Source organism: Burkholderia savannae, assembly GCF_001524445.2.
In the GTDB taxonomy this organism is placed as follows: domain Bacteria; phylum Pseudomonadota; class Gammaproteobacteria; order Burkholderiales; family Burkholderiaceae; genus Burkholderia; species Burkholderia savannae.
The window spans coordinates 4104197-4118578 of record NZ_CP013417.1 but is presented as its reverse complement, the minus strand read 5'-3'; the positions used below and the strand labels follow the sequence as shown (position 1 = coordinate 4118578).

The 14382-nt window shown below is 63.2% G+C and carries 14 protein-coding genes; all 14 read right to left on the bottom strand.

Features of this window, described 5'->3' with window-relative positions; translation table 11 throughout:
- Positions 1-42: 42 nt before the first annotated feature.
- Positions 43-1584, bottom strand: a complete 1542-nt coding sequence (gene atpA, locus WS78_RS20190; RefSeq protein ID WP_038750161.1) for a F0F1 ATP synthase subunit alpha — start codon at positions 1582-1584, stop codon at positions 43-45.
- A 48-nt stretch (positions 1585-1632) separates the two neighbouring features.
- Positions 1633-2172, bottom strand: coding sequence for a F0F1 ATP synthase subunit delta (locus WS78_RS20185; protein WP_059577957.1), 540 nt, complete (start codon positions 2170-2172; stop codon positions 1633-1635).
- Between the two features lie 2 nt (positions 2173-2174).
- Positions 2175-2645 carry a F0F1 ATP synthase subunit B gene (locus tag WS78_RS20180; RefSeq protein WP_038750156.1) on the bottom strand — a complete coding sequence of 157 codons (471 nt, stop codon included), beginning with the start codon at positions 2643-2645 and terminating at the stop codon, positions 2175-2177.
- Between the two features lie 133 nt (positions 2646-2778).
- Positions 2779-3048, bottom strand: a complete 270-nt coding sequence (atpE, locus tag WS78_RS20175) for a F0F1 ATP synthase subunit C (protein WP_025990054.1) — start codon at positions 3046-3048, stop codon at positions 2779-2781.
- A gap of 75 nt (positions 3049-3123) precedes the next feature.
- Positions 3124-3975: a F0F1 ATP synthase subunit A gene (gene atpB, locus WS78_RS20170; RefSeq protein ID WP_038750153.1), complete on the bottom strand. Its 852-nt coding sequence runs from the start codon at positions 3973-3975 to the stop codon at positions 3124-3126.
- 114 nt (positions 3976-4089) lie between these two features.
- Positions 4090-4617 carry an ATP synthase subunit I gene (locus tag WS78_RS20165; protein WP_038750150.1) on the bottom strand — a complete coding sequence of 176 codons (528 nt, stop codon included), beginning with the start codon at positions 4615-4617 and terminating at the stop codon, positions 4090-4092.
- Between the two features lie 270 nt (positions 4618-4887).
- On the bottom strand, positions 4888-6021 hold the full coding sequence (locus WS78_RS20160) for an SLC13 family permease (RefSeq protein ID WP_038750255.1): 1134 nt from the start codon (positions 6019-6021) through the stop codon (positions 4888-4890).
- A gap of 7 nt (positions 6022-6028) precedes the next feature.
- On the bottom strand, positions 6029-6916 hold the full coding sequence (locus tag WS78_RS20155; RefSeq protein ID WP_059577952.1) for a ParB/RepB/Spo0J family partition protein: 888 nt from the start codon (positions 6914-6916) through the stop codon (positions 6029-6031).
- Between the two features lie 35 nt (positions 6917-6951).
- Positions 6952-7722 (bottom strand): ParA family protein, encoded by a 771-nt coding sequence (locus WS78_RS20150; protein ID WP_004195817.1) that lies wholly within the window; start codon positions 7720-7722, stop codon positions 6952-6954.
- A gap of 51 nt (positions 7723-7773) precedes the next feature.
- Positions 7774-8469, bottom strand: coding sequence for a 16S rRNA (guanine(527)-N(7))-methyltransferase RsmG (gene rsmG, locus WS78_RS20145; RefSeq protein WP_063889446.1), 696 nt, complete (start codon positions 8467-8469; stop codon positions 7774-7776).
- Positions 8466-10439, bottom strand: a complete 1974-nt coding sequence (gene mnmG, locus WS78_RS20140) for a tRNA uridine-5-carboxymethylaminomethyl(34) synthesis enzyme MnmG (RefSeq protein WP_059577949.1) — start codon at positions 10437-10439, stop codon at positions 8466-8468. Before mnmG ends, rsmG begins: the two co-directional genes overlap by 4 nt.
- 162 nt (positions 10440-10601) lie before the next feature.
- A complete protein-coding gene (locus WS78_RS20135; RefSeq protein ID WP_059577946.1) occupies positions 10602-11357 on the bottom strand; it encodes an ABC transporter ATP-binding protein in 756 nt (251 codons plus the stop codon).
- Positions 11354-13138 (bottom strand): branched-chain amino acid ABC transporter ATP-binding protein/permease, encoded by a 1785-nt coding sequence (locus WS78_RS20130; protein WP_059577941.1) that lies wholly within the window; start codon positions 13136-13138, stop codon positions 11354-11356. The genes WS78_RS20135 and WS78_RS20130 overlap by 4 nt, the downstream gene beginning before the upstream one ends.
- A 4-nt stretch (positions 13139-13142) precedes the next feature.
- Positions 13143-14198: a branched-chain amino acid ABC transporter permease gene (locus tag WS78_RS20125; RefSeq protein WP_038750138.1), complete on the bottom strand. Its 1056-nt coding sequence runs from the start codon at positions 14196-14198 to the stop codon at positions 13143-13145.
- Positions 14199-14382: the final 184 nt, after the last annotated feature.

The following is a 14382-nucleotide window of genomic DNA, read 5'->3' as shown; positions in this document are numbered from 1 at the left end:
CGCTTTACGCAACCCGCACCACTTCAAGGCGTCCCTCGCGGATCAATAGGCACCCGACTTCTTGAAGTCCTTCAGAGCGGCGTGCAGCGCGCTCTCGTCGTCCTTCGACAAGTCTTTCGTGTCTTCGATACGCTTGATGAGGTCAGCGTGGCTCGTCTTCAGATATTCGCGCAGGCCTTTTTCGAACGGCAGGACGTCCTTGACGTCCAGATCGTCGAGGTAGCCGTTGTTCGCCGCGAACAGCGACACGGCCAGCTCCCACACCTGCAGCGGCTGGTACTGCGGCTGCTTCAGCAGTTCCGTCACGCGGCGGCCGCGCTCGAGCTGCTTGCGGGTCGCTTCGTCGAGATCCGACGCGAACTGCGCGAACGCGGCCAGTTCACGGTACTGCGCGAGGTCGGTACGGATACCGCCGGAGAGCTTCTTCACGACCTTCGTCTGAGCGGCGCCACCGACGCGCGACACCGACACGCCCGCATTGATCGCCGGACGGATGCCCGCGTTGAACAGGTCGGTTTCGAGGAAGATCTGGCCGTCGGTGATCGAAATCACGTTCGTCGGAACGAATGCGGTCACGTCGCCCGCTTGCGTCTCGATGACGGGGAGTGCCGTCAGCGAACCGCTCTTGCCCTTCACTTCGCCGTTCGTGAACTTCTCGACGTACTCTTCCGACACGCGAGCCGCGCGCTCGAGCAGACGCGAGTGCAGATAGAACACGTCGCCCGGGTACGCTTCACGGCCCGGCGGGCGGCGCAGCAGCAGCGAGATCTGACGATACGCCCAAGCCTGCTTGGTCAAGTCGTCGTAAATGATGAGGGCGTCCTGGCCGCGATCGCGGAAGTATTCGCCCATCGTGCAGCCGGCGTACGGCGCGAGGTATTGCATCGCGGCCGATTCCGAAGCCGAAGCGGCGACGACGATCGTGTATTCGAGCGCGCCGGTTTCTTCGAGCTTGCGCACCACGTTCATGATCGACGAAGCCTTCTGGCCGATCGCGACGTAGATACAGATGAGATCCTTGCCCTTCTGGTTGATGATCGTGTCGATCGCCACCGCGGTCTTGCCGCACTGACGGTCGCCGATGATCAGCTCGCGCTGGCCGCGGCCGATCGGCACCATCGAGTCGATCGACTTCAGGCCCGTCTGCACCGGCTGCGACACCGACTTACGCCAGATCACGCCCGGGGCGATCTTCTCGATCGCGTCGGTCAGCTTCGCGTTGACCGGGCCCTTGCCGTCGATCGGGTTGCCGAGCGCGTCGACCACGCGGCCGACGAGCTCCGGACCAACCGGGACTTCCAGAATGCGGCCCGTCGTCTTGACGATGTCGCCTTCGGAAATGTGTTCGTATTCGCCGAGAATCACCGCGCCGACCGAGTCGCGCTCGAGGTTCAGCGCGAGGCCGAACGTGTTGCCCGGGAATTCGAGCATTTCGCCCTGCATCACGTCGGACAAACCGTGGATGCGCACGATACCGTCGGTCACGGAAATCACGGTGCCCTGGTTGCGAACGTCTGCGCTCGCTTCAAGGCCCTGGATCCGGCTCTTGATCAGCTCGCTGATCTCAGAGGGATTGAGTTGCATTATTCGCTCCTGATATTCAATTCTGTTGCGTGCCGGCTGCGTAGGCGCTCAGGCGGTCAAAGCCACCTGCATGCCGGCGAGCCGCGCGCGGACCGAGGTATCGAGCACTTCGTCGCCAACCGTCACGCGCACGCCGCCGATCAGCGACGAATCGATTTCGACCGTCGGCTTCAGCTTGCGCTTGAACCTGCGCTCGAGGTTTTCGACGAGTTCGGTGAGCTGCGCGCCTTCCAGCGGGAACGCGCTGACGATCAGCGCATCCGCCGCGCCTTCGCGCGCATTCTTCAGCTCGTCGAACTGCGCGGAGATTTCCGGCAACAGCGCGATACGATGATTTTCGACCAGCATCCCCACGAAGTTCTTCGCTTCCGCAGTGGTCGCGAGCGGCGCCTTCACCGCGGCGAGCAGCAGCTCGCTGACTTGCGCGCGGCCCACCTTCGGACTCGACGCGACGGACAGCACTTCGGGCAGGTGCGCAACCTGAGCCAGCTCTTGCACGAGCGTGGACCAGGCGGCGATGTCACCACCCTCGGCCACGCGGAACAGCGCTTCTGCGTAAGGGCGGGCGATGGTTGCAAGTTCGGCCATGATCAGAGCTCGGCTTTCAGTTGATTCAGCAGTTCGGCGTGGGCCGCATGATCGACTTCGCGCTTCAGGATCTGCTCGGCGCCCTTCACGGCCAGCGAGGCGACTTCGCCGCGCAGCGTTTCACGGGCCTTCACGATTTGCTGATCGGCATCCGCCTTCGCCTGAGCGATGATGCGGGCCGCTTCGGCCTGGGCGTTCGCCTTGATTTCTTCGGCGACAGCCTGCGCGCGCTTTTCGGCTTCGGCGATGCGCTGCTGGCCGTCGTTACGGGCCTGCGCGAGTTCCTGGTCGACGCGCTTGTGCGCCGCTGCGAGTTCCGCCTGCCCCTTTTCCGCAGCCGAGAGGCCATCGGCAATTTTCTTCGAGCGCTCGTCGAGGGCGTTGATCAACGGCGGCCACACGAACTTCATCGTGAACCACGCGAGGACCAGGAACACGACCATTTGCGCAAACAGGGTTGCGTTGAGATTCACGGTGTTTCCTTAATCTGCTATTCCGGAAAAATGAAACGACGAGGAGCGCACCGAAAAAAGCTTTCGAGTCGCGCTCACTTTCCGTTCCGCCCTGCGCCGGCAAGCCTGGCGCATTGGTATTTCCGAGGAACCCTTAGCCCGCGAGCTTCGACAGGAGCGGGTTCGCGAATGCAAACAGCATGGCCACACCCACGCCAATCAGGAACGCCGCATCGATCAGACCAGCCAGCAGGAACATCTTCGTTTGCAGCGGGTTGATCAGTTCCGGCTGACGTGCGCAAGCTTCGATGTACTTGCCGCCCATCAGGCCGATACCGATACAGGCGCCGATTGCACCCAGGCCGATGATGATACCGATACCGATAGCGGTCAGACCTTGGATGTTGGCGATGAAAGCTTGCATGATCACTCCTTTGAGAAAAGACTTGGAACTGGAATTAAAAAACTGAAAACAAACCTGCTTGATTGTCCGGCACGCTTAGTGCGACTCGTGCGCCTGACCGAGATACACCAGCGTCAGCATCATGAAAATGAACGCTTGCAGCAGAACAATCAGAATGTGGAAGATCGCCCAGATACTGCCTGCGAGGACATGACCGATGAAGCCGAGTATCGTTGCGTCCGCACCGAAGCCCCACATGCTGCCGAGGAGGGCGATCAGCAGGAACAGCAACTCACCCGCGTACATGTTGCCGAACAGCCGCATGCCGAGCGACACGGTCTTCGCGACATATTCGACGATGTTCAACGCAAGGTTCGGAATCCACAGCAGCGGATGCGCACCGAACGGGGCCGACAGGAGCTCGTGCGCGAAACCGCCCGGGCCCTTGATCTTGAGGCTGTAGTAGATCATCAGCACGAACACGCCGAGCGCGATGCCGAGCGTGCCGTTCAGGTCGGCCGTCGGCACGATGCGATGATGCGAAATGACTTGCGACAGGCCCAGCAAGCCGATCACGCGGCCCGGCAGGTCGACGGGGAGGAAGTCGAGCGAGTTCATCAGCGCGACCCAGACGAACACGGTCAGCGCGAGCGGCGCGATAAAGGTACGATTGCCGTGAACGACCGCCTTCGACTGGTCTTCGACCATTTCGACGATCATTTCGATCAGGCACTGGAAGCGCCCCGGCACGCCCGGCGTCGCCTTGCGCGCGGCCAGGCGCAGGATGAGGATGGTGACGAGGCCGCAGACGATCGACCAGAACAGCGTGTCGAGATTCCAGACGTGGATATCGAAGATCGACGTCTGATGCGCGGTGGAAAGGTTTTGCAGGTGGTGCGCAATGTACTCGGACGGGTCCAGAGCACGCGTTCCTTCGCTAGCTGCCATAATCGTTGATGTCACCCAAATTGTCGAAAATCGGTTATCCGCTTCGCCGCAATAGCGCATTGCGGGAACGGGCCCACGCGAGAACTGTCGAATCCACGCGCGGCACTTGATGCCTTATCGCCAGGCGAGCGCAATCCAGTACGTCTTCAGCACCAGCAGATACGTGACGAGCAGCGGCACCCAATGCGCGTCGGGGTACCCCCAGGCGACAGCAACGAACATCGCAATCGTCGCGCCCATCTTGAGTACTTCGCCGATCACCCAACCCATCACGGTATCTGCGCCTTTTTGCTTCAGACGCGCCGCGAACAACGCACTCGGCACCCAGCCGATCGCTCCGCCCAGAAATGCCGATTGCGCAGCGGCGCCCGGCGACTTCGAAAACAGCCACCACGCCAGCGTTGCAACCAGGGACAAGACCATTTGCGCGATCACCACCCGGTAAGGCGTGACGCGCGATGGCCGGCTCACTTCGGGACCGAACAGCGCTTGCGCCTCGGCCCGCGTGAGCGGAACGACATCATTTTCTTGCTGCTCGGCATCCCAGTCGTCCGCGGCGGATTCGCGCCGCTCGACGGCCCCCGAAACGGTGCGTTGCGCTCGCCGATCTTCGTGCCATTTACCCGGCGCTCGATCCGCCATCGCAGTTGTTTCCGCTCAATCCCTGTTCGGCCCTAAAGCTTTCCGAAAGCTTTCAGGGGTGCCTAACTAACAAATCCGGGCGATTGTAAGCGATAGTTGCAGGTGATTCAAGGCTTTAGACGCGACAAAAATCCGTATGAAACGGCGCTTCATGATGCGAAAAGTTCGTGAATTTTTGGCGTGCGGCGGCAGTTGGAAGGCATGTGTTTCTCATTGGTCGCGCGCCGCGCGACGCCCCCTCCCCCGCCCCTTTCCGGGGCGTGCGGCTGCTCAAAAATGATGCAGCATCAGCACGCCGAGCATGGCGCTCGCAATGCCGAACGGGATGCTCACGAGATGGAACGGCAGCCACATCCCGCGCGCGCGCGATAGCCGGATCGCGATCAGATTGGCGAGCGAGCCGATCGCGATGCCGAAGCCGCCGACACTCACGCCAAACGCGAGCGCGCGCCAGTCGCGCGTGAACTCGGACAGCAGGATCGCAGCCGGCACGTTGCTGATGCCTTGCGAGAGCAACGCGCCCGCCGCGTATGCGCGCAGCGGCGTGTCGAGACCGATGCCGGCGATCGTCCGATGGACCGCCGGCAGCGAGGCCGCACTACGCAACACGACGAACATCAGCACGAAGATCAGCAGCAACAGCCAGTCGATCTTCAGCACGGCATCGCGCCGCACGACCAGAAAAATCGCGGCGACCGCGCAAAGACCGACAGGCGCACGGTGCGCGTCGGCAAGCAGCACGAAGCCCGCGAACATCGCAACGGCCGCGAACGCGTGAGTGCGATCGACCGGCCGTTCGGCGCGGTCCTTCGACAAATCGAGCGGACGGCCGTCGAACGCGCATGCTGTCATCGCGAGCAGCAGCGCCATCAACACGAGCGCGAGCGGCCCAAGCGCGATCACGAAGCGGCCGAACGAGACGCCGCTCAACTGCCATAGAAAGAGGTTTTGCGGATTGCCGAGCGGCGTCGCGATCGCGCCTGCGTTCACGGCAAGCGCGATGTAGATCACGAGGCGCTTGAACGGCAGCGGCGTCAGCTCGCGCAGCGACAATACGAGCGGAATCACGACGAACAGCGCGACGTCGTTCGTGAGCCACACCGACAACGCCGCGGCGAACACGACGAGCAGCGCGGCAAGCGCGCGCTCCGAGCGCACGCGATGAACGATCCGATGCGCGAGCCACATCAGGAAGCCCGACAGCTCGAGCGCCTTCGTCAGCATCAACAGGCCGGCGAGCGTCGCAACCGTCTGCCAGTCGACGAGCTGCACGAGCGCGCTCGCCGATTGCGGACGAACGAACTGCAGTGAGATCAGCGCCGCGACGAGGATCGACAGAACCGGCTCGTGCCGAACGAACGCGACGATGCGCGCCAGCGCGCGGCGGCCGATCGAATTCGACACGTCGGCGTTACGCGGTGACGTTGCCGCGCAATCGCGCAAGAATGCCTTCGAGCGCGTCGAGATCGCCGAAGTCGATCGTCAGCTGGCCCCGTCCGCGGCGACCGACCTTGATCTTCACGTTCGATGCGAGCAAATCCGACAGCTCTTCTTCGAGGCGCCGCGTGTCGCGACCGCCGTCGTCCTTCGCGCGCGCCTTCACCGCCGGCTCGGCCTTCGTCGTGTGCGTGACGAGCTTCTCGGTTTCCCGCACCGACATCCGCTTGTTGACGACCTGATGCGCGAGCGTGATCTGCGTCGCGGCATCGACGGCGAGCAGCGCGCGGGCGTGCCCCATGTCCAGATCGCCCGCAAGCAGCATCGTCTGCACGGGCATCGCGAGATTGAGAAGACGCAGCAGGTTCGACACCGCGCTGCGCGAGCGGCCAACCGATTCCGCCGCCTGCTCGTGCGTGAATCCGAATTCGTCGAGCAGACGCTGGATGCCGTGCGCCTCTTCGAGCGGATTCAGATCCTCGCGCTGGATGTTCTCGATCAGCGCCATCGCGGCAGCGGCCTGGTCGGACACGTCCTTCACGAGCACCGGCACTTCCTCGAGGCCGGCGAGGCGCGCCGCGCGGAAACGCCGCTCGCCCGCGATGATCTCGTATTTGTCTGATGAAACGGGGCGAACGAGAATCGGCTGCATCACGCCCTGCGCGCGGATGCTTGCCGCGAGTTCTTGCAGGCTGCCCTCGTCCATTCGGGTACGCGGCTGGTATTTGCCCGCCTGCAGCTTGCCGAGCGCGAGCACGTTCGGCGCACCTTCGATCTTCACCGCTTCGGTGATGTCGGCGCTGCCGCCGAGCAGCGCTTCGAGGCCGCGCCCCAAACCTTTCTTCTTCGCTACCGCATTCATGTTCTGTTCCCTCGATTCTCGTCTGGAAGGCTGGCTCACAGCGCACGCACCCGCTCGATCATTTCCGCACCGAACTGGATATAGGCTTGCGCGCCACGCGAGCCGCGGTCGAACACCACACCGGGAAGTCCGTAGCTGGGCGCCTCCGCGAGGCGCACATTGCGAGGAATCACCGCGTCGAAAACCTTGTCGCCAAAATGCGCCTTCAGTTGATCGGACACCTGCTGCTGCAGCGTGATCCGTGGATCGAACATCACGCGCAGCAGGCCGATCACCTTAAGGTCGCGATTCAGGTTTGCATGCACTTGCTTGATCGTGTTGACGAGGTCGGACAAGCCCTCCAGCGCGAAGTATTCGCACTGCATCGGGATCACGACGCCGTGCGCCGCGCACAGCCCGTTTAGCGTCAGCAGCGACAGCGCAGGCGGACAATCGATCAGCACGAAATCGTAGTCGTCGGCGACCTTCGCGAGCGCGGCCTTCAACTGGCGCTCGCGATTTTCCACGCTCACCAGCTCGATTTCCGCGCCGGCGAGCTCGCGATTCGCCGGCAGCACGTCGTACTTCACCGCTTCGGGACGCACGCGCGCGTCCGCAACCGTAACACCGTCAACCAGCACTTCATAGACCGTCGACTCGCATTCCGCTTTGTCGATACCGCTGCCCATCGTGGCATTCCCCTGCGGGTCCAGATCGATCAGCAGCACGCGTTGCCCCTGCGCTGCGAGGCTCGCGGCGAGATTGACCGTCGTCGTCGTCTTGCCGACGCCGCCCTTCTGGTTCGCCACGCAGAAGATCTTTGCCATCGTTGGTATGTTCCTTCTCTTCAAATGGTCCGAGCGCCTGCGGCGCACCGATTAAATTGCTTCGTCGAGCTCGACTTCGATCAAATGCCGCTCCGCGTCGAGCGACGGGACCGTTAGACGGATCATCTGTTTGACACGCGCACCGGCCGGTAGCCGGCCGATTTCTTCATCGGGACGCACGCCCTTCATCGCCCAAATCGAACCGCCCGGCGCGACGAGATGCCGGGAAAGTGTAACGAAGTCCGCCAGATCCGCGAATGCCCGCGATACGATCACATCGAATTTCCCTGGGACTTCGGCGCCGGAACGCAGCGTTTCGACACGTCCCGTCACGACGGACAGATTGCCGAGCTTCAGTTCAGCCCTCGCCTGCGTCTGGAATGCGGATTTCTTATGGACGATGTCGTTCAACGTCACCTGCCATCCGGGCAGCGCGATAGCGAGCACGATGCCCGGCAGACCGCCGCCGGAGCCGACGTCCAGCGCGGTCGCCACCGCGCCGCGCGCACCGAGATGCGGGACGATCGACAGCGAATCGAGGATGTGTTGAATCAGCATCTGCCGCGGATCGCGGATCGCGGTGAGGTTGTAGACCGCGTTCCATTTCGCGAGCAGTGCGACGTAATCGAGCAACGCATCGCGCTGCGCATCGCTCAATATGACGCCCAGCGCTCGCGCACCATCCGACAGCAACGTTCCCGGCGTTTCCCGGCTGGCATTCGGGGCTTGACGACGTTGTGCCGTCATTGTTGCGTCGCGGCGTTGTTGGTTTCTGCGTCGGCGTTCGGCGCGCCGTCCGCGCCCTTTCGCCGGCCTAGCCCACGCTTCTTCAAATGCACCATCAGCAGCGAGATTGCAGCGGGCGTCACGCCCGAGATCCGCGACGCCTGCCCGATCGTTTCCGGACGGAACTGGTTCAGCTTCTGGCCCACTTCGAACGACAAGCCACGCACTTCGCTGTAGTCGATCCCGTCAGGCAATCGCGTGTTCTCATTCGCCTCATTCCGTTCGATTTCACCGGCCTGGCGCTCGATGTAGCCCTGATACTTGATGCCAATCTCGATCTGCTCCCTGATCTGGGCAAGCAGAATTTCGTCATCGGCCAGCGGCTCGGTCGGGCCGCATTCGCCGCCGCGAAGCCCACACACGCCTTCATAGCTGACGCCGGGACGGCGCAACAGCTCCGCCAGGCTGTATTCGTGATCGATCGGCTTACCGAGCAGCGCAGTCGCCTCTTCGGCCGGTAGCGTCTTCGGCGTCACCCACGTCGTGCGTAGCCGTTCTGTTTCACGTGAAACAGCGTCGCGCTTGCGGTTGAATGCGTCCCACCGGACGTCATCGACAACACCCAGCGCGCGTCCGATTTCGGTCAGCCGCATGTCCGCGTTGTCTTCGCGGAGACTCAACCGGTATTCGGCACGGCTCGTAAACATCCGATATGGTTCGGAAACTCCTCGCGTGACCAAATCGTCGACGAGCACGCCGAGATAGGCCTGGTCGCGACGCGAACACCACACCTCTTTTTCCTGTGCAAAGCGGCCCGCATTGATGCCGGCAAGCAGCCCCTGCGCCGCCGCCTCTTCGTAGCCGGTCGTGCCGTTGATTTGACCCGCAAAGAATAGGCCGTTGATCGCCTTGGTTTCCAGCGACGACTTCAGGGCGCGCGGATCAAAATAATCGTACTCGATCGCATAACCCGGGCGCAGGATATGCGCCTGCTCGAGACCGCGCATCGAATGCACGAGCGCAAGCTGCACATCGAACGGAAGGCTGGTCGAAATGCCGTTCGGGTAGAACTCGTTGGTCGTCAGCCCTTCCGGTTCGAGGAAGATTTGGTGCGAATCCTTCGATGCAAAGCGATGGATCTTATCTTCGATCGACGGGCAATAGCGGGGCCCAACGCCCTCGATAACGCCTGTATACATTGGCGAACGATCGAGACCGCTGCGAATGATGTCGTGCGTGCGCTCGTTCGTGTGCGTCACCCAGCACGGCAGCTGTTGTGGGTGCTGCTCGGCTCGCCCGAGGAACGAGAACACCGGAATCGGATCGAGGTCGCCAGGCTGTTCTTCGAGTTTCGAGAAATCGATCGTCCGGCCGTCGATACGCGGCGGCGTTCCGGTCTTCAGCCGCCCTTGAGGCAGCTTCAGCTCCTTCAACCGCGCCGACAGCGACACGGCAGCCGGATCGCCAGCGCGACCGCCCGTATAGTTGTTGAGCCCGACGTGAATCTTGCCGTCCAGGAACGTTCCGGCCGTCAGCACCACTGCGCGCGCCCGGAATCGAACGCCAACCTGCGTGACCGCACCGACCACACGGTCCCCTTCCACCATCAGGTCGTCGACGGCCTGCTGGAACAGCCAAAGATTCGGCTGATTCTCCAGACGACACCGAATCGCCTGCTTGTACAGCACGCGATCGGCCTGCGCGCGCGTCGCGCGGACCGCCGGCCCCTTCGATGAATTCAGGATACGGAACTGGATACCGCCTTCATCTGTGGCGGCCGCCATCGCACCGCCAAGCGCGTCGACTTCCTTGACCAGATGGCCTTTGCCAATCCCGCCAATCGACGGGTTGCAGCTCATCTGCCCAAGCGTTTCGATGTTGTGCGTTAGCAGGAGTGTCTTGGCGCCCATTCGAGCGGAAGCCAATGCGGCCTCCGTGCCGGCGTGACCGCCGCCGACGACAATGACGTCAAATTCAGTGGGATAAAGCATTGCGGACTTCGTGCAGGACGGCGCACGAACCTATCAGAGAAATGTATGGGCCGAATTATAGCGGGTTCGCTTTTGGCCCGAATCTCGTTCGAACGGCCGACCAACAAAAAACGGCGTGTTTCACGTGAAACACGCCGCCGATCGAAGCGCGCGAAGCGGCCCTTACACAGCCTTCTTCGCAAGCCCGAGGTAGGTTTCGATCACCCTGGGATTCCGGGCAAGCTCGCCTGCCGGGCCTTCCAGCGCGATCTCACCGGTTTCGAGCACATAGCCGTAGTCGGAGATCTGCAAGGCCGCGCGCGCATTCTGCTCGATCAGCAGCGTCGCTACGCCGGTTCCACGCAGCGCGCTGATGATATGAAAAATCTCCTTCACGATCAGCGGTGCGAGCCCGAGGCTCGGCTCGTCGAGCATCAGCAGATCCGGCTTACCCATCAGCGCGCGTCCAACCGCGAGCATTTGCCGCTCACCGCCCGACAGCGTTCCCGCCGTCTGCTTGCGCCGCTCCTTCAGCCTCGGAAACAACGTGAAAACCGGCTCGAGCTGGTCGAGAAAGTGTGCGTCACCGGCCATCTTCAGCCGGTATGCGCCGAGCACGAGGTTGTCCTCGACCGACATCGTGCCGAACAGCTCTCGCTTTTCCGGCACGAGGCACATCCCGCGCGCGACGCGCTGCTCGACCGGCAACGCATTCACGTCGTCGCCGCGGTACCGGATCGCGCCGGCCGAGTGGCCGGTCGTCGGCAACGCGCCCATCACCGCGTTAAGCAGCGTTGACTTGCCCGCCCCGTTCGGGCCGATCACAGCGACGATCTGCCCCGCTTCGACGTTTAGCACCGCGCGATGCAATGCTTCGACCTTGCCGTAGCGCACCGACAGATCGCGCACTTGTAGAATCGGCGTTATTTGGCCCATCATTCGACTCCGCCGAGATAAGCTTCCAGCACCGCGGGGTCCTGCTGTACGTCTTGCGGCAGCCCCTCGGCAATTCGGACACCGAATTCCATTACGACCAGCCGATCGGTCAGGTTCATCACGAAATCCATATCGTGTTCGACAAGCAGCACGCTCATCCCTTCCGCCCTCAACTTACGCAATAGTTCAGCCAGCCGCTGCTTTTCCTGGTAGCGCAGGCCGGCTGCGGGCTCGTCGAGCAGCAAGAGCGTCGGATCGCTGCACAACGCGCGGGCAACCTCGAGAATTCGCTGCTGGCCGAGCGCGAGGCTGCCCGCTTCGTCGTACATGTGCGCTTCGAGGCCGACGCGCCGGATCTGGTTCGCGGCTTCAGCCATCAGCCGCGCCTCCTCTTGCGCATTCAGTCTGACGATACTGCGCCAGATGCCGGTCGAGCCACGCAGATGCGCGCCGATCGCAACGTTCTCCAGTACGGTCATTCCAGGCAGCAATTTCACGTGCTGGAATGTGCGACCGATGCCCCGCTTCACGATTTCACGTGAAACAAGTTGGTCGATACGCTCGCCGCGGAACGTGATCTCGCCGCTTGTCGGCCGCAGCACGCCCGTCACGAGATTGAACGTCGTCGACTTGCCCGCCCCATTCGGGCCGATCAGGCCGACGATCTGCCCCGCCAGCACGTCGAAACTCACGTCGTTCACCGCGACGAGCCCACCGAACTGCTTACGCACGTTGTCGACGGCGAGCAGCGTCTCGCCGGCCCGCGGCCGCGCGCGCTGCGGCAGCGGCTCCGCATGGCCCGGAGCCCGGGCAGCCGGCTCGCGCGGAAAGAGCTTCGCGACGAAAGGCCAAACGCCCTGCCGTGCGTACTGCAGCAGCAGGACCATCAACACGCCGAACACGATGATCTCGAAGTTGCCTTCCGCGCCGAGCAGCTTAGGCAGCAGCGTCTGCAGATAGTCCTGCAGCACGGTGACGATCGCGGCGCCGAGCACCGCGCCCCACACGTGCGCGACGCCGCCGACCACCGCCATGAACAGGAACTCGATCCCATGATTCAGCCCGAACGGCGTCGGGTTCACTGCACGCTGCAGATGCGCATACAGAAAACCCGAAATCGACGCGAGCACCGCCGCATAAACGAAGATCGCCACGCGCATCCATCCGGTGTTCACGCCCATCGCCTCGGCCATCACGCCCCCGCCCCTCAACGCACGGATCGCACGCCCCGGGCGGCTATTAAGCAGGTTCTGAACAGTGACGATCGCCGCGAGCACGGCGATCCAGATCAGGTAATAGAGGCTGCGGCCGGTATCGAGCGCCTGCCCGAACACGGCAAGCGCCGGAATGCCGTTGATCCCATCGTATTTGCCGAGCCAATCGAGATTACCGAACAGGAAGAACAGCGCGAGCCCCCAAGCGATCGTTCCCAGCGGCAGAAAATGCCCTGAGAGGCGCATCGTGACGGCGCCCAGCACGAGCGCGACGAGCGCCGTCAGCGCAATACCCGCGATCAACCCGAGCCACGGCGACGCGCCGTAAGCCGTCGTCAGATACGCAGTCGCGTACGCGCCGATGCCGACGAACGCCGCCTGGCCGAAGCTCGTCATCCCGCCGATGCCGGTCAGCAGCACGAGCCCGATCGCGACGATCGCATAGAGCCCGATGTAGTTCAGCAGCGTGATCCAATACTCGGGCACGCGCGCCGCGCCGGGCAGCACCGGCAGCGCGAACAGCACGACGAGAAACAGCCAGAACGCCTTGTTGCGCAAGATCGCCTTCATCGCGTCACGCCTCCTCGTCTTCGGTTTGCGGCGCCGCAAGGCTGCGCCATAACAGCACCGGCACGATCAACGTGAAAACGATCACTTCCTTGTAGGCGCTCGCCCAAAACGACGAATACGATTCGAGCACGCCGACGAACAACGCCCCCGCTGCCGCGAGCGGATAGCTGACGAGCCCGCCGACGATCGCGCCGACGAAGCCCTTCAGGCCGATCAGGAAGCCGGAATCGTAGTAGACCGTCGTCAGCGGCCCGACGAGCACGCCGGACAACGCACCGAGCCCTGCCGCCAGCGTGAACGCGAGCCGCCCGGCCTCGGTCGTGCCGATGCCGACGAGCTGCGCGCCGAGACGGTTCACCGACGTCGCACGCAGCGCCTTGCCGGGCAGCGTGCGCTCGAAATACAGATAAAGCGCGACGATCAGCACGAGCGCGGCACCGGCCACCCAAGCGCTCTGCATCGAAATCGACAGGCTGCCGACGGCGAGCGACGCATCGGAGAACGCGGTCGTGCGCGAGCCTTCCGCGCCGAACATCACGAGCCCGAGCCCGACCAGCGCGAAATGCACGGCGACCGACACGATCAGCAGCAGCAGGGTCGTGCTTTCGGCGATCGGCTGATACGCGAGCCGATAGATGAACGGCCCGAGCGGCACGACGATCGCGAGCGTGAGCGCGATCTGCGCGATCATCGGCAGCGGCTGCGCGGCGGCGCTTCTCGTCACCGCGTAGATCGCGAGCGGCAGCAGCACATAGCGGCTCGCGAGTGTCGCCAGCGTACGCGCGAGCTGATGGCGGCGCGCCCGATACCGAATCAGCCCGCCTACTTCGAGCATGAAGCACGCGATGCCGGCGCAGAACAGCAGCCAGCAGGTTGCCGGAAACTTCTGCGCCTGCAGCGCGGCAAGCGTCAGCGCGCCGTACGTGACGAATTCGCCCTGGGGAATGAAGATCACGCGCGTGACGGAAAAGACGAGCACGAGCGCGAGCGACAGCAGCGCGTAGATTGCCCCTGTCGTGATGCCGTCCTGCGCAAGAATCGCCGCGATAGAGAAATCCATGTGGTTTCTTCGGTTGAGAATGCGTCGACGGAAAAAACGGAAGTACGGCCGGCGCGACGGCCGCTGTCGCGAAGCGGCGCGCTGTGACGGCGCTGGACGTCACCCATCATCCGGCAAAAGGACGAGACGCGCCGCTCGCCGATATGGGTGCGACGTGAAAACCGTGCCGCGCCGCGTGATGCAT

What these genes read in the sequence shown, in the direction of transcription:
- WS78_RS20150 (WP_004195817.1), bottom strand. Translation starts at nt 7,722, where the DNA reads ATGGCAAAGATCTTCTGCGTGGCGAACCAGAAGGGCGGCGTCGGCAAG.
- rsmG (WP_063889446.1), bottom strand. Translation starts at nt 8,469, where the DNA reads ATGACGGCACAACGTCGTCAAGCCCCGAATGCCAGCCGGGAAACGCCG.
- WS78_RS20135 (WP_059577946.1), bottom strand. Translation starts at nt 11,357, where the DNA reads ATGATGGGCCAAATAACGCCGATTCTACAAGTGCGCGATCTGTCGGTG.
- WS78_RS20130 (WP_059577941.1), bottom strand. Translation starts at nt 13,138, where the DNA reads ATGAAGGCGATCTTGCGCAACAAGGCGTTCTGGCTGTTTCTCGTCGTG.
- mnmG (WP_059577949.1), bottom strand. Translation starts at nt 10,439, where the DNA reads ATGCTTTATCCCACTGAATTTGACGTCATTGTCGTCGGCGGCGGTCAC.
- WS78_RS20185 (WP_059577957.1), bottom strand. Translation starts at nt 2,172, where the DNA reads ATGGCCGAACTTGCAACCATCGCCCGCCCTTACGCAGAAGCGCTGTTC.
- atpE (WP_025990054.1), bottom strand. Translation starts at nt 3,048, where the DNA reads ATGCAAGCTTTCATCGCCAACATCCAAGGTCTGACCGCTATCGGTATC.
- WS78_RS20165 (WP_038750150.1), bottom strand. Translation starts at nt 4,617, where the DNA reads ATGGCGGATCGAGCGCCGGGTAAATGGCACGAAGATCGGCGAGCGCAA.
- WS78_RS20155 (WP_059577952.1), bottom strand. Translation starts at nt 6,916, where the DNA reads ATGAATGCGGTAGCGAAGAAGAAAGGTTTGGGGCGCGGCCTCGAAGCG.
- atpB (WP_038750153.1), bottom strand. Translation starts at nt 3,975, where the DNA reads ATGGCAGCTAGCGAAGGAACGCGTGCTCTGGACCCGTCCGAGTACATT.
- atpA (WP_038750161.1), bottom strand. Translation starts at nt 1,584, where the DNA reads ATGCAACTCAATCCCTCTGAGATCAGCGAGCTGATCAAGAGCCGGATC.
- WS78_RS20125 (WP_038750138.1), bottom strand. Translation starts at nt 14,198, where the DNA reads ATGGATTTCTCTATCGCGGCGATTCTTGCGCAGGACGGCATCACGACA.